15 protein-coding genes are annotated in these 19,742 nt (G+C 72.4%); 10 read left to right on the plus strand and 5 right to left on the minus strand.

All coding sequences use genetic code 11. The annotated features are described in order from the left end of the window. The first annotated feature begins 14 nt into the window (after nucleotides 1-14). From ACFCXS_RS26855 to ACFCXS_RS26875, 5 genes are all read left to right on the plus strand, one after another. Nucleotides 15-1,319, plus strand: coding sequence for a peptidoglycan-binding protein (locus tag ACFCXS_RS26855; protein ID WP_376645891.1), 1,305 nt, complete (start codon nucleotides 15-17; stop codon nucleotides 1,317-1,319). Further along, the gene (locus ACFCXS_RS26860) at nucleotides 1,316-2,086 is read left to right on the plus strand and encodes an ABC transporter ATP-binding protein (protein ID WP_376645892.1); all 771 of its coding nucleotides are present in this window, start codon (nucleotides 1,316-1,318) and stop codon (nucleotides 2,084-2,086) included. The genes ACFCXS_RS26855 and ACFCXS_RS26860 overlap by 4 nt, the downstream gene beginning before the upstream one ends. Continuing rightward, on the plus strand, nucleotides 2,086-3,342 hold the full coding sequence (locus ACFCXS_RS26865) for an ABC transporter permease (RefSeq protein WP_376646082.1): 1,257 nt from the start codon (nucleotides 2,086-2,088) through the stop codon (nucleotides 3,340-3,342). The genes ACFCXS_RS26860 and ACFCXS_RS26865 overlap by 1 nt, the downstream gene beginning before the upstream one ends. 79 nt (nucleotides 3,343-3,421) lie before the next feature. Beyond that, complete coding sequence (locus tag ACFCXS_RS26870) at nucleotides 3,422-7,510, plus strand: SGNH/GDSL hydrolase family protein (RefSeq protein ID WP_376645893.1); 4,089 nt, start codon at nucleotides 3,422-3,424, stop codon at nucleotides 7,508-7,510. Nucleotides 7,511-7,599: 89 nt separating this feature from the next. After that, the gene (locus ACFCXS_RS26875; protein WP_376645894.1) at nucleotides 7,600-8,070 is read left to right on the plus strand and encodes a hypothetical protein; all 471 of its coding nucleotides are present in this window, start codon (nucleotides 7,600-7,602) and stop codon (nucleotides 8,068-8,070) included. Here ACFCXS_RS26875 and ACFCXS_RS26880 read toward each other — a convergent pair. From ACFCXS_RS26880 to ACFCXS_RS26890, 3 genes are all read right to left on the minus strand, one after another. Next, complete coding sequence (locus ACFCXS_RS26880) at nucleotides 8,067-9,377, minus strand: hypothetical protein (protein ID WP_376645895.1); 1,311 nt, start codon at nucleotides 9,375-9,377, stop codon at nucleotides 8,067-8,069. The genes ACFCXS_RS26875 and ACFCXS_RS26880 overlap by 4 nt on opposite strands. A 270-nt stretch (nucleotides 9,378-9,647) precedes the next feature. After that, nucleotides 9,648-10,925, minus strand: a complete 1,278-nt coding sequence (locus ACFCXS_RS26885) for a GAF domain-containing protein (RefSeq protein ID WP_376645896.1) — start codon at nucleotides 10,923-10,925, stop codon at nucleotides 9,648-9,650. A gap of 274 nt (nucleotides 10,926-11,199) precedes the next feature. Beyond that, nucleotides 11,200-12,834, minus strand: a complete 1,635-nt coding sequence (locus tag ACFCXS_RS26890) for an acyl-CoA dehydrogenase family protein (protein WP_376645897.1) — start codon at nucleotides 12,832-12,834, stop codon at nucleotides 11,200-11,202. Nucleotides 12,835-12,944: 110 nt separating this feature from the next. On the opposite strand from ACFCXS_RS26890, the gene ACFCXS_RS26895 reads away from it, so the two are divergent. After that, nucleotides 12,945-14,126: a YihY/virulence factor BrkB family protein gene (locus tag ACFCXS_RS26895; protein WP_376645898.1), complete on the plus strand. Its 1,182-nt coding sequence runs from the start codon at nucleotides 12,945-12,947 to the stop codon at nucleotides 14,124-14,126. Nucleotides 14,127-14,144: 18 nt separating this feature from the next. On the opposite strand, the gene ACFCXS_RS26900 is transcribed toward ACFCXS_RS26895, so the two are convergent. After that, a complete protein-coding gene (locus ACFCXS_RS26900) occupies nucleotides 14,145-14,288 on the minus strand; it encodes a hypothetical protein (protein WP_376645899.1) in 144 nt (47 codons plus the stop codon). A gap of 303 nt (nucleotides 14,289-14,591) precedes the next feature. Between ACFCXS_RS26900 and ACFCXS_RS26905 the strand changes: the two genes are divergently transcribed. After that, entirely contained in the window at nucleotides 14,592-15,281 is a 690-nt protein-coding gene (locus ACFCXS_RS26905) for a helix-turn-helix domain-containing protein (RefSeq protein WP_376645900.1), read from the plus strand. Here the strand turns inward: ACFCXS_RS26905 and ACFCXS_RS26910 are convergent. Continuing rightward, entirely contained in the window at nucleotides 15,246-15,665 is a 420-nt protein-coding gene (locus tag ACFCXS_RS26910) for a VOC family protein (protein ID WP_376645901.1), read from the minus strand. The two genes, ACFCXS_RS26905 and ACFCXS_RS26910, sit on opposite strands and share 36 nt — an antisense overlap. Nucleotides 15,666-16,288: 623 nt before the next feature. Between ACFCXS_RS26910 and ACFCXS_RS26915 the strand changes: the two genes are divergently transcribed. From ACFCXS_RS26915 to lanKC, 3 genes are read left to right on the plus strand one after another with little or no spacing between them, the layout of a single operon-like run. Then, nucleotides 16,289-16,486 (plus strand): hypothetical protein, encoded by a 198-nt coding sequence (locus ACFCXS_RS26915; RefSeq protein WP_376645902.1) that lies wholly within the window; start codon nucleotides 16,289-16,291, stop codon nucleotides 16,484-16,486. 59 nt (nucleotides 16,487-16,545) lie between these two features. After that, nucleotides 16,546-16,758: a hypothetical protein gene (locus ACFCXS_RS26920; protein WP_376645903.1), complete on the plus strand. Its 213-nt coding sequence runs from the start codon at nucleotides 16,546-16,548 to the stop codon at nucleotides 16,756-16,758. Between the two features lie 57 nt (nucleotides 16,759-16,815). Beyond that, the gene (lanKC, locus tag ACFCXS_RS26925) at nucleotides 16,816-19,515 is read left to right on the plus strand and encodes a class III lanthionine synthetase LanKC (RefSeq protein WP_376645904.1); all 2,700 of its coding nucleotides are present in this window, start codon (nucleotides 16,816-16,818) and stop codon (nucleotides 19,513-19,515) included. Nucleotides 19,516-19,742 lie beyond the last annotated feature (227 nt).

Genomic DNA, 19,742 nt, shown 5'->3' on the forward strand with positions numbered 1-19,742 from the left:
AATTCCCCCTTTCCATGAGATCGCGAACAGCACGGCGGCGGCGCACCGCCGTGGGCGTGGCCACCGTCGCCGGGTTCCTGTCGGTCGGCGGGCTGGCCGGGTCCGGACTCGTGCGGTCGCCCTCGCAGGCGGCGGCGGACACCCGCCCGCCGCCGCCGAGCGTGATCACCGCGCCGGTCGTGCGGCAGGTCCTGCGCTCCACCGTGGTACTCCGCGGCACTTTCGCCAACGGCCGAACGATCTCCGCGCAGCCCACCTCCGTGGCCGCCACCGAGGCTCCGTCCCGGCCCGCACAGCTCGTCGTGACGGGGGTGTTCACCAAGGCCGGCCGCCGGGTGGAGGCGGGCAGGACGCTGGTGGAGTACTCCGGGCGGCCGGTGTTCGCGCTGCCCGGAGCGGTACCGGCCTACCGCGATCTGGTCTTCGGCGAGCAGGGCGGTGACGTCGGGCAACTGCAGAAGGCGCTGGCCTCGCTCGGCTACGGCACCGGCGGCGACAGCCGGGGCGTCTTCGGCCCCGGCACCGAGCAGGCGGTGCGCGCCCTCTACCGGCACCTCGGCCGCCCCGCCCCCGTGTCGCGGGAGGACGGCACCACCGGCGACGACACGAGCAGTGGCCGGGGCGACGTGGCCTCCGGTGCGGCGCACTCCCCGGACGGCGAAGACGCGGCCGGGGCGCAAGGGCGGGTCCCGCCCGCCGAGCACGCCATGGTGCCGGCGTCGGAAGTGGTCTTCGTGCCGAATCTCCCGGCCCGGGTGGTGTCCGTCCCCGTCCAGGTCGGCGATCCGGTCAAAGGGCCGGTCATCACCCTCGCCCGCGGCGGCCTCACCCTCACCGGGCAGCTGGACCCCGCCCAGGCCGGCCTCGTCACCCCGGGGATGAAGGTGTCCGTGCTCGCCGAGGCGACCGGCGCGCAGGCTCGGGGCACCGTCGAGTCGGTCGGCGCCCTCGTCACCCCCGGCGACGGCAAGGACGGTCCCGAGGACTCACAGGACTCACAGGACTCCGGCGGCGCGACGGGCGGCGGAGCGTACCGGCCGCTGGTCGTGAAGCCGGCCAAGGCGTGGAGCGCGGCCTTCGCCGGCCAGGACGTACGGATCACGGTGACCGCCGCCGCCACGGCGAAGGAGGTCCTCGCGGTCCCCGAAGCCGCGGTCACCGCCGGCGCGGACACCCGTACGGCGGTCACGGTGGTCACGGACACCGGAGGCCGGCGGACCGTGCGGGTGACCACGGGGGTGTCCGCGGACGGCCTGGTGCAGATCACGCCGGTCGGCGCGCGACTGGGACCGGGCACACGGGTCGTGGTGGGGACATGACGGCGGCCCCGGCGGGCCCGGCCACCTCCGCCGCGCCGCCCGTGGTCCTGCGGCTGGCGGGCTGCTCGAAGACCTATCAGGGTTCCCCGCCCGTGCACGCACTGCGCTCGGCCGACCTGACCGTGCGGGCCGGTGACTACCTGACGGTGGTCGGGCCGTCCGGCTCGGGCAAGTCGACGCTGCTGAACCTGCTCGGGCTGCTGGACCGGCCCACCGCGGGCACCTTCACCCTCGCCGGCGTGGACGTGGCGCGGTTGCCGGAACGCGAGCGCACGGCCCTGCGAGGACGCCGCATCGGTTTCGTGTTCCAGGAGTTTCACCTGCTGCCGTACCGCACCGCACAGGAAAACGTCGCGCTGGCCCAGCTCTACGTCACCGGCCCCGCCGCCGACCGGGACCGGGCCGCCTCCGACGCGCTGGAGCGGGTGGGACTGGGGCACCGTCTGCACGCCCTGCCCACCACACTGTCCGGTGGCGAGAGACAGCGGGTGGCCATCGCCCGCGCCCTGGTCAACGAGCCGGACCTGCTGCTGTGCGATGAGCCGACCGGCAACCTCGACTCCGCCACCGCCTCCACTGTCATGGACCTGCTCGGACGTCTCAACGCGGCGGGCGTCACCGTCGTCGTCATCACGCACGACCCGGCCGTGGCCGCCCGAGCCCGCCGCCGCGTCACGATCCTCGACGGCCGGATCCTGGCACCTGACACGCACCGGGAGGACACCGCGGCCGCACCCCCGGCCGCTGAAAAGGCCGGTGCCCCGTGATCACCCGCCTGCCCCGGCGGGCCGGCACCCGCCCTCCCGGCATCGCCCCGACCCGGCTGCACGCCCGTGACCTGCTGGCAGAGGCGCTCACCGGCCTGGTTCAGCGCCCGGGCCGGTCCACCCTGACCATGCTCGGCACCGTCCTCGGCGTCTGGGCCTTCGTGGCGGTGCTCGGCCTGACGTCCACCGCGACGGGCCAGATCACCAAGTCCTTCAGCATGCTGGAGGAGACCACGGTCACCGTGACGGACGCGGCCCCCGGCAGTGCACGGGCCACCAGCTTCCCGGCCGATACCGACGCCCGCCTGAAGCGGCTCAACGGCGTCGTGTCCGGGGGGCTTTGGTGGACCGTGCCGGTACACGACAGGATCATCTCGGCGCGGCCGGACGTCACGTCTGCCGCCGCGGGCGCCCCGGGGTCCGGCATCGGAATGTACGCGGCCTCGCCCGGCGCCCTGCGCGCCATGCGGCCCACCCTCTCCACCGGCACCCTCTACGGCACCTTCCACCAGTCCCGGGGCGAGCGGGTGTGCCTGCTGGGCCTCTCGGCGGCCCGGCTCCTCGGCATCAGCCGACTCGACGGCGGCCCCGCCGTCTTCGTCGACGGCACCTCGTACAGCGTCGTGGGCATCGTCGCCGACACCGAAAGGCTGCCCCAGACCCTGCTCGGCGTGGTCATTCCCACGACCACCGCGCTGCGCGCATATGGCGCCCCCACCGACTCACCGGCCCAGGCACTGATCCGGACCCGCCCCGGCGCGGCACAACTGGTCGCGCGCCAGGCGCCGTCGGCACTGCGTCCGGACCAGCCGGACCTCATGAAGGCGACACCGCCGCCCGACCCGCACGGCCTGCGGGACCAAGTGGACACCGACCTTTCGGGGCTGTTCCTGGTGCTGGCCGTGATCTGTCTGGTCGTGGGGGCGTTCGGCATCGCCAACACCACCCTGGTCGCCGTCCTGGAGCGGCGGGCCGAGATCGGCCTGCGGCGCGCCCTGGGCGCCCGCCCACGCCACATCACCGCCCAGTTCCTGACCGAGTCCACGGCCCTGGGCACTCTCGGCGGCCTGCTCGGCACCTGCCTCGGGGTCGGCACGGTCCTGGGCACTGCCCTGGCCCGGGACTGGACGGCCGTGCTCCAGCCCGCCGCCGTCCTGCCCGCCCCACTCGTCGGCACCGTCACCGGACTGCTCGCGGGCCTGTACCCCGCGCTGCGGGCCGCCCGCACCGAGCCCCTCACGGCATTGCGCCGGTGAGCCGCGGCTCCCGCCCCGACGCGGTTCCCGGGCGGCCCATGCCCTCCAGACCCCCTGTTCTTACGACCTTGGAGAAACCTTGAGGCTGAGACACAGACCTCGTGCACCCTTCGCCCTGCTGGCCGCCGCACTGACGGTCACGGGCCTGACGCAGGCCGGTCCGGCCTGGGCCGCCCCACCGGCCGCGGCGAAGACCACCGCGACGGTGGCGCCGGGCGCGGCGGACAACGAGCCGAAAGCTCCCACCCAGGATCAGTCGTCCAAGGTGCTCTCCCCGGGCACCGTCCTGCCGAAGACCTGGAAGTCCTCCAACGACACGGCCGTGACCGTGGCCGGCGACGGGTCCGGGCTGCACCTCCTCACCGCCAAGAGCCGTGACGCCTACCAGTGGCGCACGCTCGCCACCCTCTCGGAACCCGGCTTCGGCACCGACCTGTGGATCGGCAACGCGTGCGTGACCGGTTCCGGCAAGCGCGCGGTCGTGGTCTACGCACCCAGGGACTTCACCAACCGGCCGGACCTGATGGAGCGAGGCGGTTTCGCGGCCGTCGTCGACCTGACCAGCGGCAAGGTGACCAAGCTCGCCGACACGGTGACCCTGGCGTACTTCGACCCGGGCTGCGGCACGGGGGAGACCGCCGTGCTCACACAGGTCGGTGACGACCGGACCGACCAGACCCGGCTGCTGACGGTGGACACCGTCACCGGTGCGGTCACCCACCGGCAGACCACGAAGGTCCGCGTCACCTCGGCCGTCCCCACCGGCACCTCTGTCGTCGGCGCGGCGGCGGGACGGCTGATCCGCTTCGACCGCACGAACCACGCCACCCAGCTCGCGACCACGTCGGGCCCCGCCTACGACCTGCGGGCCGACAGCGGTGGCGGCGTGGACTTCCTGGACGGCGGGGGCGGCAAGGCCCGCGCCCGCCGCACCGCCGACGGTAGGACCGCGACCTTCGCCGAAGGCGCCACGGGCTCGCTGGGCCTCGCGGCCGGAACCTCCGGGCGGGTCTTCCTCACCGGCGAGCCCACCGCGGCCCATCCGCCCGCCACCGTGCGCCGGCTGAATGCGGCGGCCCACGCCACGGTGTCCTCCACCGGCGCGCTCGCCGTGGACCAGGCGGTCTCCGCGAGCCTGCGCAGCCACGTCAGCAACCCGCTGGCGGCGACCGCCTGGAACACCCCCGCACCGCTCCGGATCAAGACGGAGATACCCGCGACCGGGAAGAAGGTCGCCTTCACCGTCGGCGCGGCCCCCGTCACGCCCGGCACCGCGGGCAGAAAGGCCTCGCCGGCCCTGACGACCGCCCGCACCACGGCGAAGGCCAAGCCCGCCACGGTCAAGCCCGCCATGGCGACCGCCGCCAACGGCACCGCGGCACCGGCCACACTGTCGGCGGCGACGATGTCCGCGGCGACGGTCACCACGGCGGCGGCGGGCGACCCCGACTCCACCGTCGACACCGACCGCGCATGCTCCCAGCCCCGCAACGACCCGGCGCAGCAGGCCTACCAGCCGACGCCCAATCAGGTCGAGTGGGCCGTCGACATGGCCGTACGCGGTGACCTGACCAGCTCCTGGGTCCGCCAGGGCGGTTGGCGCACGGCCGACGGACTCGGCACGGTGAACCCGCAGGCCATGTTCCCGCTGCCCGGACTCACCGGCACCTCGGGCGGACGCATCCCCGCCCAGGTCCTGCTCGGCGTACTGGCCCAGGAATCCAACCTCTGGCAGGCCGAGGGCGGCGCCCTGCCCGGCCAGACCAGCTCTACCCTCGCGAGCACCAACGGCTTCTACGGCCACCCCAACGACCCGGCGACCCCCGAGGACCACTGGCTGATCGACTGGTCCAAGGCCGACTGCGGCTACGGCATCGGCCAGCAGACCGACGGCATGAAGTCCGGCGACGCCGACGAACTCCCGGCCGCCCAGCAGAAGGCCATCGCACTCGACTACACCTCCAACATCGCGGTTGCCGCGCAGACGCTCGAAGAGAAGTGGAACGAGCTCCACGACACGGCCGTATCGCCCGGCGGCATCAAGCTCAACACCGACGACCCCGCAGGCATGGAGAACTGGTTCGCCGCCCTGTGGGACTACAACTCCGGCCTCAACTACTACGTCCCGGCCAACCCCACCGCTCCGTGGGGCCTGGGCTGGCTGAACAACCCCTCCAACCCGCTCTACCCGCCCGACCGGCACGCCTTCCTCGACCAGAACACCTACGCCGACGCCGGCCACCCGCAGGACTGGCCGTACGAGGAGAAGGTGCTCGGCTGGGGAGCCTGGCCCATCGACACCGGACGGGCCTACGCCGACAGCGGCACCGCGAACAACAGCAACACCGCGGGCTACTCGCCGGCCTGGTGGGACAACGACCGCGACCGGTCCTCCGTCAAACCCGACCTCGACACCTTCTGCTCCCCGGGCGTCAACGACTGCGACCCGACCGCCCCACCGCGCTGCGAGGTGGACCACCTCGGCCCGAGCTGTGACCCGCCGCACTGGTACCACGCCCCCCAGACCACCTGGAAGGTCGCCTGCGGAACCAGCTGCGGCCACGAGTACCTCACCTACCAGACCCTCAAGACCGAACTGGGCAACGGCAACAACGGGTCGGGCCACATGTGCGACAACTCGGTGCCGTCGGGGGCCGTCGTCGTGGACGACGTACCGGCCTCCCTGCCCCCGATGACCGACGGCTGCTCCAAATCCGGCTGGAGCAACGGCGGCACGTTCTCCTTCAGCCCCTTCCAGGCCGACGCGCAGAACCACTACGAGGCCAAGGGCGATCTGCACCAGATCGGCGGCGGGTTCGGCGACCACTTCTGGTACGCCCACACCAGGAACCTGGACACCGGTGCGTACGACCAGTACGGCTCCGACCTCTCGCAGACCCCCGACGTCTCCGGTGTCATGGCCGTCACCGGCACCTGGAAGCTGAGCTCGCAACTCAGCGGATGGACCCGCGTCCTGGTCCATCTGCCCGACACCGGCTCCCAGACGCAGGACGCCGTCTACACCGTGCACCCGGGAGCGGGATCGGCCCAGAACCGCATCCTGAACGTGCACACACAGACCAACTCCTGGGTCAGCCTCGGCGTGTTCGACTTCTCCCCGTCGTCCGGCGCCTACCAAGGGGTCTCGCTCAGCAACTTCGCCCCCGACGGCACGGCTGACGAGGACATCGCCTGGGACAGCGTCGCCTTCCAGCCCCTCCCGTCCAAGCCCAAGGACATCGTGGTCCAGATGGGCGACTCCTACTCCTCCGGCACCGGCGCGGGCTCGTACGACTACGGCACCGCCACCGGCCCCTACGCCTCCATCGCCACCCAGTCCTCACCCGGCCACGACTGGAACGCCTGCCTGCGCAGCGCGAACTCCTGGGCGCGCAAGGCCGATCTGCCCGGCACGAGCACATCCGTCGGGTCGCGCGCGGACGCTCTGGACAAGACGCTCGACTTCCACTCCGTGGCCTGCAGCGGGGCCTTCTCCTACGACCTCGACACCTCCCTCGACACCAACGGCAACGGAGGCCCGGGAACGCTCGGCCAGTACGGCGAGGTGTCCCAGCTGGACTCGGGCTTCCTCAACGCCGACACCACGCTCGTCGCACTCACCGTGGGCGGCAACGACGCCAACTTCGGCGGCACCGTGGGCGCCTGCGGAGACCTCACCCAGGGGTGCCCCTCCGACTCGACGGTGCAGCAGAACCTCACCTACGCGACCGGGAAGATCCCCCCGCTGCTGCAGGACATCCACGCCAAGGCACCCAACGCGAAGATCATTCTGCTCGGGTATCCGGAGCTGTTCGACACCGGCAGTCTCACCTGCGTCAGCGTCATGACGGCGGGGGCGCAGGCGCAGTTGAACGTGTGGGCGGACGACATGAGGGACAAGGAACAGGCAGCGGCGGACCAGGCGAAGGCCGCCGGCGTCCCCGTGACGTTCTATTCACCCGACAGCGAGTTCTCCGGCTACCGCATGTGCGACTCGCCGTCCGGCATCAACGACCTGGTGGCCGGCCCCGCCGCCGACAACCCGGCCGACTTCTCCTGCCCCGGCAATCCCATCTGCCCGGGGATGGAGAGCTACCATCCCACCTCCACCGGCACCTCCCGATACGCCCTGGCCTTCCAGGACGCCATGGCGGCGGCCAAGTACTGACCCTCTGAAGGGTGGCCGCCGCACGAGGCGGCCACCCACCCCCCGGCCCTCCAGGCCGCTCAAGTCCCCCTCGGTACGGAGAAACGCCCATGAAACCCGGTGCTGTCGCCCCGCCCCGGCGGACCGTGTACAGAGTCCTGGCCGTCGGCGGCACGCTCCTCATCGCGGTCGCGGTCGTCACCCTCGTCTGGGCCATGGCGACCTGGCCGCACCCCCCGCCGGCGGGAACCACCACCCGGGACCAGGCACGCACGCACATGCGGCAGGACGCCGAGCACTACGCCGACGCCCTCGCCGCCGCGGGCCGCGACACACCCCTCACCCAAGAGAGACTGCGCACCCTGCCGACCCCGGCCGGCCTCGCCATCGGAACCACGACCCTCACCACGCGCGGCGCGTCCACGGTCGTGACCTTTTCCACCCACGCGTCCTACGGCAGCCCCACGGCCCGCACCGGGACCACGGCCTGCTACCGGGTCACCCTGACTCCGGGCCGGCCCGCACCCACGCTCGCCGAGGTGCCCGTCGCCACCTGTGGCACCCGGCGAGAGGCGTCCTAACCGAGCGCCCGCTCGACCGACGCCAGCGGCAGCGCGAACAGCATCCGCCCCGACTGGGACCAGACCTCGCCGGTCTCCTGCCAGTAGGACAGGGAACCCGACCCGCCGCTCCAGCAGTTGCGCGTCTCGTCCGTGCCGCACTCCGCCGCCCGGGCGCCCTCCGTGTCCTGGCGCCACAGCGTCCCGTGCCCGCCCGGACTGCCCGCCGCGCGGTCCAGGTACCAGCGCGAGCGGTACGCCAGCACACCCCGCACCTCGGCCGCCTTGGTCTCGTACGCCTCGGTGGGCGCCGCCCGCCCCGAGGAGTCGGCGGTGAGCGGACCGGAGCGGTCCGGGTCCCGGTTCAGCGCGTAGCGCCACAGCCGGGTGCGCCGGTCGCCGTCGGCGGGCGCCCACTCGCTCGCGACGAGACTGTCGGGGGAGGTGCTGCGGTCGAGGGAGACGGTGGCCGGGCGGGATGTACCGGCCCCGCCGGGCAGGGTGTACGAGCCGACGGCCGGCAGCACGAACCGGTAGCCGTGGGCCGCCCAGCCGCCCCGCACCCGGCCGACCGCGTCGGACTCGACGGTGGCGCGCTGGATGCGGTCCATGTCGTACACGTACAGCGCGTCCCGGCCGCCCTCGCGGGTCGTCACCAGCAGCTTGTCCTGGTACCAGACCATGCCGGACAGCGGGGAGACCAGCCCCCGGTAGTCCCGCCCGCCGTCCACCGGTACGGCCAGCAGGGCCCAGGTGTAGCGCAGCGCGCCGGGGTCGTTCGCGTCGACGAAGGCGACCTTGGCCAGGCCCTGCCCGGGGGCCGGGCCCTCCATGGAACCGCCCTCGGCGCCGCGGGTCCAGCCGGAGAGGATCACGCGGTTGCCGCCCCAGCGGCCGTCATCGTCCGCGTCGCCCGAGGTCGTGACCGCGCCGGCCCGCCATCCTCGGGTGTCGGAGCCGCCGAAGCAGTACGCGCGAGCGGCCGCCGGTTCCACCGGCAGGCTGCGCTTCTCGGCGGTGGAGCAGCCGGCCGCGTCCCGCAGCGGGAGGTCCGCGCCCTCCAGTACCGTGCGGACGCCGACCGGCCGGCCCATCTTCGACGCGAGCCGGTCCAGCCACCGCCCGGGCACCCGGTGCTCGGCCAGGTACGGCTGCCCCGCCCCGTCAGGCGCGGCGACCGGCTTGAGAGCCCCGGGAGCGTCGGCGACGGTGGCCTGTGAGGCGCTGATCAGGGTGGCGGCGGCGGTGAGCGCGAGGGCCGTCCCGGCCAGGGTCGCGCGCAGCGCCCTGCCCCGCCTGCGCCGCCGGTGTCTGCCGCGATGCTTCATAACGTCCTCCCGAGACGGACCAACTGCGCCTGATGATCCGCACGTTGACGGAGGAGCAGGTGGGGTGGCCCGTAGAGGGATGCTACGGCAGGTGAGCGGTGCCGCGGACGAAGACCCCGCAAATATGCGAAAGATGCACCCCTCAGGGCGGCTGGTGCGGCACGCGCAGTAAAGCTCAGGGCTGCTGAGCGGCACACGCAGTAAAGCTCAGGGTTGCTGAGCGGCACGCACTGTGACGCTCGGGGCGGCTTGCGGCATGCGCCGTGAACCTCAGGGCGCCGCTTCGACGCCGCGCTGCCTGCTCACCGCCGGTGCGGTCGAGTGCGGCAGCAGATCCCGGGGGTCGGCGGGCAGCAGCACCTCGACCTCGACCTCCTCGGCGAAGCGGTACGGCCGGTGCTCCAGGAACGCTCCCAGATACCGTCGCACCCGCGACATCTCGGCACGCACCGTCACCGTGCGGGCCGGGTCCCCGAACACGTCCCCGGCCAGCCCCGAGGCACTGCGGCCGGAGCGGTGGGCGGCGAGGAGGAACAGCAACTCAGCGTGCCGTGGACTCAGTTCCCGGACCCAGGAGCCGGCCCCGCCACGCACCTCCACCGACCAGTGCCGCGCCGGCCTGAGGTCCAGCACGATCCTGGCCGGACCCTGCGGCACCGGCTGGTCGGCGGCCGCCCGCACCAGCCAGCCCCCGGCCAGCGGCTCCACCGAGCACGGCCCGAGCGCCGGCAGCCGTATCCGGCCCGCCGACAGCGACTTCGGCAGGGCCACGCGCCGTACGTACGGCATCCCGCTGACCGCGGCGGTCCAGCCGTCCGGGTCGACGACCAGGCCACGGCCGCCGAGCCGGGCCAGCACCGGCGCCGCCACCGCGCGCAGCCGCTCCAGCGACTCCGTGTGCATCTCCCGCAGCCGGGCCTCGGCCAGCTTGGCCACCGAACCCACCCAGGCGAGCGTGGCCGGATGCATCGTCTCCAGCGGCCCGCTCACGTCCACCACGCCGAGCAGCCGGCCGTCCCGGGGGTCCGTCAGGGGAGCACCCGCGCAGGTCCAGTCGGCCAGAGAGCGCACGAAGTGCTCGGAGGCGAAGACCTGCACGGGCCGGCGCACGACGGCCGGGGTGCCCACGCCGTTCGTGCCGACGACGTCCTCACGCCAGTCCGCGCCCAGCTCGAAGCCGAGCCCGTCCGCCTTGCGCAGCACCTGCGGGCTGCCCTCACGCCACAGCACCCGGCCGTCCTCGTCGGCCACCACCATGATGTGGTGCGCGACGTCAGCGGCCGCCAGCAGGCCCTCCCGCAGAACCGGCAGCACATGGCGCAATACCGACGTCTCGCGCCGCCGCCGCACCTCCTCGCGGGACAGCGGGGCCGCCCGGACGTCGTGGTCCGGGTCGATCCCCCCGCGCAGCATCCGCTCCCAGGACCGCTCGATCACCGGACGCGGTGACACCGGAGCGGGCTGCCCGGCCAGCCGCGCGGCGCGGACCTCGCTGAGGACCCGGGCCGCCCGTGTGCTGTCGACGGCGGCCAAGTGCGTGACGTCCATGCGCGTGCGCCCCCGGGGTCGCTTTTGACTGTCCGTCTCATAGTGCCGCCTGCCCCGGCCGGACGCGCACAGTCCGCACACAGTCGGCAGCAAGTTGCAACCCCCTGCAACCCTGGTGGACGGCCCGGCGGTGTCCGAAACTTGATCCGCGCCGTCCCGAGCGGCGTTCAGCGGCTCGAACGGGCCAGTACGGCGGGGGTGGTGCCGTGTCGGCGCAGCACCACCCTCGCTCTTCGCGCGCCGAACCCGCGCGCACGCGGACCGGTCGACCGGATCAGGACACCGGCCGGGCCCGCTCCACCACCGACGCCAGGTCCAGCGTGTGCGGCAGCGTCCCGAAGGCCGCGCCCCCGTCCCCGCCGAGCCGCCCCGCGCAGAACGCGTCGGCGACCTGCGGCGGCGCGAAACGGACCAGCAGGGAACCCTGGAGCACCAGCGCGAGCCGCTCCGTCAGCCGCCGCGCCCGCCCCTCCACACCCTCCAGATCGGCGAGTTCGGTCAGCAGGCTCTTGATGGCTGCGTCCAGGCGGTGATCGGCGCCGCGCGCCTGCCCGACCTCCCGCAGATACGCGTCCAGCGCCCCCGGCTCCCGCTGCAACGCCCGCAGGACGTCCAGCGCCTGGACGTTGCCCGCGCCCTCCCAGACCGAGTTCAGCGGCGCCTCGCGCACCAGCCGCGGCATCTGGGACTCCTCGACGTAGCCGTTGCCGCCGAGGCACTCCGCGGCCTCCACGGCGACGGGCGGGCACCGCTTGGTCACCCAGTACTTGGCAGCCGGCACGGCGATCCGCAGCAGCGCCCGCTCCTGCTCGCCACCGTCGTCGTACGCCGCCGCGAGTCGCAGCGCCAGCGTCGTCGCCGCCTCCGACTCCAGTGCCAGGTCGGCGAGGACGTTGCGCATGAGCGGCTTGCCGGCGAGCTTCCCGCCGAACGCCTCGCGGTACGTGCAGTGGTGCACGGCCTGCGCCACGGCCTGCCGCATCAGCCCCGCCGAGCCGAGCACACAGTCCAGCCGGGTCGCCGCGACCATCTCGATGATGGTGCGCACCCCGCGCCCCTCCTCGCCGACCCGGCGCCCCCACGTCCCGTCGAACTCGACCTCGGCCGAGGCGTTCGACCGGTTGCCCAGCTTGTCCTTCAGCCGCTGGATCCGGAAGACGTTGCGCGTGCCGTCCCCGAGCACCCGCGGCACCAGGAAGCAGGTCAGCCCGCCCGGAGCCTGTGCCAGCACCAGGAAGCCGTCGGACATGGGCGCCGAGCAGAACCACTTGTGCCCGGTCAGCTCGTAGGTCCCGTCCTCGGCGAGGGGCCGTGCCGCCGTGGTGTTCGCCCGGACGTCGCTGCCGCCCTGCTTCTCCGTCATGCCCATCCCGAACAGCGCCCCGGCCTTGAGGTGCGCGGGCCGCAGCTCACGGTCGTAGACCATGGACGTCAGCCGGGGCTCCCACTCGGCCGCCAGGTCCGGGTCGGCGCGCAGGGCCGGCACCGCCGCGTGCGTCATCGACAGCGGGCAGCCGTTGCCCGCCTCGACCTGCGTCCACACCAGGAAGGCGGCGGACCGCCGCAGATGCCCGGCCGGCCGGTCCCAGGCGGCCGTCAGACCGGCCGAGACGCCCTTGCCGAGCAGCCGGTGCCAGGAGGGGTGGAACTCGACCTCGTCGACGCGGTTGCCGTACCGGTCGTGCGTGAGCAGCCGCGGCGGGTTCTCGTTGGCCAGCCGCCCCCACTCCTGCACCTGGGCCGAGCCGGAGGTCCGGCCGAGCGCGGTCAGCTCGCCGAGGACCTCCTCGCGCAGGTCCGGATCGACGTGCCGGCCGACCGCCTCGGCCAGGGCCCGGTCGGCGGAGAAGACGTCGTACCCGGCCAGAGGCGGGACCTGGTTCGTCACGGTGTGGGTGCTGCCTGCCATGCTGCGAACGTACCCCGCGGTAGCGCCTTGGCACCCGGTGGACCCGGCCCGGTCCGCGAAGACCCGGCCTGTGGGTGAGTGGGGACGGGCACGGCGGATACCGTTAGGGGGTGCAGCCAGCAAGTGAAACCCCCGACACGCCCTCCGGGCGCCTCCACCGGGCACGGGCCCTCTACCGGAACGTCTCCAAACGCAGGACCGCCTGGCTGTTGGTCAAGGACACCGTCAACTCCTGCGTCGAGTACCGCATCCTCGGCCTCGCGGCCGAGGCCGCGTTCTTCACTCTGCTGTCGGTGCCGCCGCTGCTGCTGAGCATGATCGGGCTGCTCGGTTACGTCGACGCCTGGACCGGCGCCGACACCATCCAGAGCCTGCAGACCAACCTTCTGGAGGCCTCCCGCACGGTCCTGTCCGACCAGGGCGTCCGCGAGATCGCCCAGCCCATCCTGCACGACGTGATGAAGGGCGGCCGGCCGGACGTCATCTCCATCGGCTTCCTGTTCGCCCTGTGGTCGGGCTCCCGCGCGGTGAACGTCTTCATAGACACGATCACCGTGATGTACGGCCTCGACGGCGTCCGGGGCATCGTCAAGACCCGACTGATGGCGTTCCTGCTGTTCATCGTGGCCCTGCTGATCGGCTCGGTCGCGCTGCCGCTGATGGTGGCCGGGCCGGACGCCGTGGTGCGGATCGTGCCCTGGTCCACGACGGTCGTCCAGGTCCTGTACTGGCCCACGGTGATCCTGCTGTCGATCGCCTTCCTGACGACGCTGTACCACGTGTCCGTCCCGGTCCGCTCCCCGTGGATCGAGGACGTGCCCGGCGCGCTGGTCGCCCTCGGCATGTGGGTGCTCGGCAGTTTCCTGCTGCGGATCTACCTGACCAGCACGGTCGAGGGCCCGACGATCTACGGCTCCCTCGCCGCGCCCGTCGCCGTGCTGCTGTGGATCGGTGTGTCCGCGTTCGCCGTGCTCGTCGGGGCCGCCGTCAACGCCGCCATCGACCGGGTCTGGCCGGCCGCCGCGACGGCCGCGGCCCGCGAGGCCAACGAGCGGCTGCGGCAGGCCCAGGTCGCCGAGTACGTCGCCCGCGCCACCGCCACGGACGAGGCCGACCCCGACATGCCCTCCGAGTTCCCGGAACGCTGGTCCCGCTTCCTGCCCCCCGAGGACGTCTCGGCCCGCCTGCGCACCCACGTGAAGAGCACCCACGTGAAGAACACCCACACCAAGAGCACCCAGGTGAAGAACACCCAGGTCAACGGCGAGGGGCAGCCGCCCACGGACACGTGACGGGCGAGGCCCTCACGGCTACCGCGTCCCTGCCGCGGCCTCCTCACGTACGACGTCCCCGAAGCCCTGGGGCGCACGCCCCAGCACCTGACGCATCCCGTCCGTGAGGTGCGCGGTGCGGCCGTCGGAGGGTGTCGAGGAGGGGGCGAAGATCCCCGTCATTCCCACCTCACCTCACCTCCTCCTCGCGTGGCACACCGAAACCGGGCGGCGCCTCTCCGTAGTCCCGCGTCGACACCGCCCGGTACGACAGCGGGCGCCCCGTCGCCCTGGCCCCTCGCCCCTCGCCCCGGCGATCTCCCGCGACGGCCTCCCCGGAGGTCGGTGGTCGCGCCCCGAGAGCGTGCGAGTCCGCCCCTCGAACGGCACGTGGCCCGGTCCTTTCCGCGCTCGCGGATACCGGAGCCGGCACGAGCAGCCCCGGGGCCCGGCCCGCTGCCGGGCCCGCGGCGTAGCGTGGCTCCCATGTACGTGGAGCGGGCGTCGCGGCTGCCCGGGGCCGTCGTGTGGACCAACAGCCCGTCCCGGCCCGGGGCGGGACGGGTGCTGCCCGACGGGTGCATGGATCTGCTGTGGCACGACGGGCGGCTGATGGTGGCCGGGCCCGACACCCGCGCCCACCTCCCGGACGGTGGGACCGGCCCCTGGGCCGGAGTCCGCTTCTACCCGGGCACGGCCCCGGGGCTCCTGGGCGTTCCGGCACACGAGCTGCGCGACCGGCGCGTCGACCTCGCCGACCTGTGGCCGGCCCCGCGGGTGCGGCGTCTGGCCGACGGTGTGAACGCCGCCGCCGACCCGGCGAGCGGCCTGGAGGAGCTGGCGCTGCGGCAGGCCGCCGGTTCCGAACCCCCGGACCCGCTGCTGCGGCGGGTCGTCACCGCCCTCGACGCGGGCCGCCCCGTCGCCGCGACCGCCGACGAACTCGGCCTCGGGCCACGCCAGTTGCACCGGCGCTCGCTGTCCGCCTTCGGCTACGGCCCCAAGACCCTGGCCCGGATCCTGCGGCTGCACCGAGCCCTCGCACTGGCCCGGGCGGGTGTGCCGTTTGCGGAGACGGCAGCCCGGGCCGGTTATGCCGACCAGGCCCATCTGGCCCGCGACGTGCGGGAGCTGGCGGGACTACCGCTGGGGCAGCTCATCGGCGGCGGTGGCTAGCGGGGCGTACAGATCCACTCCGTTGCCGTCCGGGTCGTGCACGACGGCGTACCGCTGCCCCCAGAAGGCGTCCCACGGTTTGAGCTCGCCGTGGTACCCGGAGCCGACCAGCTCGTCGTACAGCGCGTCCACCTCCCCCGGCCCGTCGCAGCGCAGGGCGAGCGAGGCCCGGCCCCCGCCCGTGGGCGGCCGCCACCCGGGCAGGAAGGAGCGGACCGTCTCCTCGGTGTCCAGCATCAGCCGCAGCCCGCCGGGCAGTCCGGCCTCGGCGTGTGGCTGGTCCCCGGCGTCGTCCGGAAAGGCCAACCCGAGCCGGCGGTAGAACGCGACGGAGGCGGTCATGTCGGAGACGACCAGGCCGATGGCATCGAATCGTGCAGTCATGAGGCCACAGTAGGCAGGCACAGGCGACCCGGTCTTGAAGAAAACGGACGCCTCGCAGCGGGCCCCGCGTCGTAGTTCCGGCTCTCCCCCTCGGACCCCCCCGGAGCCCCCTGGCCATCACCCGGAACCAGGAGTCCGGAGCCGACATCAGCTGAGCACGGTGCAGAGGTGGACGTCCCGCAGGCTCGTCCCGATCAAGGCGTAGAACCATCCCCGCGTGCCTTCCAGCACAGCAGGCTGCCGCCTCGGCTCGCCGGAACGGCTGACGTCCCACGTCAGCCGCATGTAGGTGGTCAGGCCGTCGTAGCGGGTCGAGCAGCATCGCCTTTGCCTGCGCGGGCGCCCGGGTCCGGCAGGCCGCGTACCAGGGCGGCTCCCGGGCCGACCAGAGCCACCGGTCACGCCATTCACCCGTTCGGCGTAATTCCCAGCCCCCTGACATCTCGTCGTTTCGGCAGGTCGGATGAGTCGTGGCAGGGCCCGCACGCATTGAGGGGTCTGGTCACGGTGGCGTCGTATGTGCAACGGCGCTTGCCTGGTCGCAGAGCTGCCCGCGAGTGCCGGCGTGCGTGCGCCGGGCCGCCAGGGGCAGCGGACGGCCCGCACGGAAGGAGTGTGATCGCATGGCCAGCGAACCCGAGGGGAACGCTCCGCTCGAAGCGGTCAGGGAGACGCTCGAAAGGACCGTCTCCGACGTCCAGCGCGTCCTGGGACTCCAGGGACTGCGCGCCGGCGACGGCGGCGGGGAGGCTCAGCTCCAGGGGGGCAGCACCCTGTCGATCGGCTGCAGCACGTACAGCATCGCGTGCAATCCCAAGTGATGTGGCCGGGGCCGAGGGTCGGTCCTCCGGAGCCTCGACAAGGAAAGGAACGCGATCTCATGGCCAATGAGCCGCAGGGGAACGCCCCGCTCGAATCGGTCAGGGAGACGCTCGAGAAGACCGTCTCCGACGTCCAGCGCGTCCTGGGACTCCAGGGACTGCGCGCCGGCGACAGCGGAGGGGGCGCTGTACCTCAAGCCGGGGTCAGCACTCTGTCGGTCGGTTGCAGCACGGCCAGCGTGATCTGCGGCACCCAGACCATGCAGCGGTAGGGACCTGATGCGACAGCCACTCTGCCGGGGCCCGCGCCACGGCCCCGGTGGGCGGCCATGAACCGCCTCGCGGCCATGGCCGCCCACCATCACTACGGTCTCGTCGACCCCCGGTACTACGAGCCGCTGTCACGCCGCCCGATCACGTCGGAGTACCGCGACGCCCTACGCCGGTTGCTGCCGGAAACATGGATCCTGCAACGCGGCGATGTATGGCTGCACGCGCGGGGGCCCGCAGAGGCGGAAGCGCCCGCCCAGGGCTTCAAGATCCACGTCTCCGCCACCCCCGCGCACGCACTCCGGCTGCTCGATCTCGTGGTGCCCGTATGTGTGGGGTTCGGTGTCGAGTTCAAGACCGCCGGCGATCCGGTCCTGCTCGGCCTGCTCAACTCAAAGCTTCAGGAGCGCGGTCGCTCCGGCAAGTTCATGACCGTCTACCCACCGGACGAGGGCGTGTTCACCGAGCTGATCGAGGCGCTGTACCGGCGTACGGCCGACGAGGCGGTCGAGGGACCGTACATCCTGTCGGACCGACGCTACCGCGACAGCGGTGTGCTCTTCTACCGCTACGGCGGCTTCCGCCCCCTGCGACGGCTCAACGTCGACGGCACGACGAGTACGTACCTCGTGTCGCCCACAGGCGAGTACGTCGCCGATGAACGCCTGCCGTACTTTCACCTGCCCCCCTGGGCCCGCGATCCGTTCGCCGCGCGGTCCGACGCGGTATCCCAGGAGGCCACGGACAGCATCATCCTCAACGACCGTTACCTCATCGACGGTGCGCTTGCGTTCTCCAACGCGGGCGGTGTGTATCACGGCACGGACAAGGTCACTCTCGAGCCGGTCGTCGTCAAAGAGGCCCGCCGGCTCACCAACTGCTGGACGAGCGAGGACCGCGTGTGGGACGCGGTCGACGTGCTGCGCCATGAATACGACATGCTGCGCCATCTCGAAGGCCTGGACTTCGTTCCCCGGCCGGTCGACCTCTTCCGCGACTGGGAGCACACCTTCCTCGTCGAGGAGCGGATCGAAGGCATCTCACTGCACGACTTCTGGGCCCGGGACAATCTCATCCTCGCGCCGTACATTCGCAGGGAGGGGCGGCTGGCACGGTTCGTTCCTCGTTTCCGGGACGTGGCCGAGCGGCTGATCGCCATGGTGGAGGAGGTCCACGCACGAGGAGTGCTGTTCGGTGACCTTTCACCGAACAACATCCTGATCGACCCGGACACCCTGCGCATGGGGTTCATCGACTTCGAGTGCGCCGTCCGCGAGGACGACGAGGCAGCGATGCTGGAGTACGGCGGCCGGCTGGGTACACCCGGGTTCCTCCACCCGGATCGCTCCTCACGTGACAGGCTGCTGCCGTGCGACGACTGGTATGCCGTCGCCATGCTTCTGTACGGCTGTGTGGTCCCCGTGACGGCGCTGTTCGGTCTCAACCCGGCGGCCAGGGACGTCTTCCTCGACGAGTTCGTCGAACTGGGCTTGCCCGATCAGGTGAAGTCCGTCATCACGCATCTGACGACCGGAGCGGTGGGTGAGGCGAAGACCGTACTCGCCGAATGGCAACGGGACGAGGGCATGCGACGCCCGACGGGGAGGGCCGCGGTGCGGGAGGGAGTACCGGACCGCATCCTGGCGCAGGTACACCGGACCCTGGCCGGCCTGGCAGACGGCCTGCTGCGGACAAAGGACGAGCGGCGTTCCGATCGTCTGTGGCCGTCCGACCCCATGGTCTTCGCGACGAACCCGCTCAGTGTCGCTTACGGCGCCTGCGGCCCGGCGCTCCTCCTCCATGCCATCACTCGCGAGACGCTGCCGGACGAGGTGGCCTCCTGGCTGCTACGGCAGCCCGTCGACACGGACACCTGCCCGCCCGGTCTCTACCTCGGTCTGGCCGGCATGGCCTGGGCCTTCCGTGATCTGGGCCTGGAGGACAGGGCCGCCTCGCTGATGGAGACGCTGTACACCTCCCCGCTGCTGTACGAGGAGCCGGGCGTGTTTCTGGGCGCCGCCGGATGGGGCACGGCCTCGCTTCATTTCCACGCCCAGACCGGGGCGCGGGTACACCTCGATCACGCCGTCCGCGCCGGCGAACACCTCCTCACGACCGCACAGCACGAGGAGAAGACCTCCTATTGGCCATGCCGTCACGACGGGTTGGTGCACTACGGCTACGGCTATGGGGCGAGCGGGATCGCTCTCTTCCTCCTCCATCTCTATCGGGCGACCGACGACAACCGCTTCCGATCCTGTGCCGTCCGCGCACTGGAATTCGACCTCGCCCATGTGAGTCACGGCGAGTCGGGGATGCAATGGCCGCGGTTCCAGGACGAGACGGTCGTGTATCCGTACTGGATCCACGGAAGCTCCGGCATCGGCAGCACCCTGGTGCGCTTCCACCACCTACTCGGCATCGAACGCTACGGCGAACTCGCCCGGCGCGTCGCGGACGACACCTACGTCAAGTACTCCTACACCCCGGGGCTGATCCAAGGCCTCACCGGAGTTGGCGAGTTCATGCTGGACATGTACTCCTTCACCGGTGAGGAGCGCTACCGCCGCAATGCCTTCGACATCGCCGAGACCCTCCTGTGGTTCAAGATCGAAGGAGAGGACGGCACAGCTTTTCCCGGCACATGGCTCACTCGTGTCTCCCACGACTACGCGACCGGTTCGGCGGGCGTCGGTCTGTTTCTGTCCCGACTCCTCCGTCCGCGCCCCCGAGCCTTCGTCGACCTCGCGCCATCATGAGGGCATGAGGGCATGAGGGCTCAGCACGACGACGAGGGCGAACGCCACCGGCGCCGCACAGGGGATGTGCGGCGGGCCCCGCACGACCACGCGCCGGTGGTCCCCGCGCCCCGCGGGTCACGTCTCGGTACGCCCCCGCGGAGACGCCTGCGTCAGGGCGGGAGGTGTCGGTCGGGCCGGGGAGGTGCCGGAAACAGGGCGTGGACGCGTTGGTCAGGGCGGGGACG

It is taken from the genome of Streptomyces sp. NPDC056373, from assembly GCF_042262425.1.
In the GTDB taxonomy this organism is placed as follows: Bacteria; Actinomycetota; Actinomycetes; order Streptomycetales; family Streptomycetaceae; genus Streptomyces.

Coding starts and splice junctions, on each gene's coding strand:
- ACFCXS_RS26855 (WP_376645891.1), top strand. CDS start 15: ATGAGATCGCGAACAGCACGGCGGCGGCGCACCGCCGTGGGCGTGGCC.
- ACFCXS_RS26860 (WP_376645892.1), top strand. CDS start 1,316: ATGACGGCGGCCCCGGCGGGCCCGGCCACCTCCGCCGCGCCGCCCGTG.
- ACFCXS_RS26875 (WP_376645894.1), top strand. CDS start 7,600: ATGAAACCCGGTGCTGTCGCCCCGCCCCGGCGGACCGTGTACAGAGTC.
- ACFCXS_RS26880 (WP_376645895.1), bottom strand. CDS start 9,377: ATGAAGCATCGCGGCAGACACCGGCGGCGCAGGCGGGGCAGGGCGCTG.
- ACFCXS_RS26885 (WP_376645896.1), bottom strand. CDS start 10,925: ATGGACGTCACGCACTTGGCCGCCGTCGACAGCACACGGGCGGCCCGG.
- ACFCXS_RS26890 (WP_376645897.1), bottom strand. CDS start 12,834: ATGGCAGGCAGCACCCACACCGTGACGAACCAGGTCCCGCCTCTGGCC.
- ACFCXS_RS26900 (WP_376645899.1), bottom strand. CDS start 14,288: ATGACGGGGATCTTCGCCCCCTCCTCGACACCCTCCGACGGCCGCACC.
- ACFCXS_RS26905 (WP_376645900.1), top strand. CDS start 14,592: ATGTACGTGGAGCGGGCGTCGCGGCTGCCCGGGGCCGTCGTGTGGACC.
- ACFCXS_RS26910 (WP_376645901.1), bottom strand. CDS start 15,665: ATGACTGCACGATTCGATGCCATCGGCCTGGTCGTCTCCGACATGACC.
- ACFCXS_RS26915 (WP_376645902.1), top strand. CDS start 16,289: ATGGCCAGCGAACCCGAGGGGAACGCTCCGCTCGAAGCGGTCAGGGAG.
- ACFCXS_RS26920 (WP_376645903.1), top strand. CDS start 16,546: ATGGCCAATGAGCCGCAGGGGAACGCCCCGCTCGAATCGGTCAGGGAG.
- lanKC (WP_376645904.1), top strand. CDS start 16,816: ATGAACCGCCTCGCGGCCATGGCCGCCCACCATCACTACGGTCTCGTC.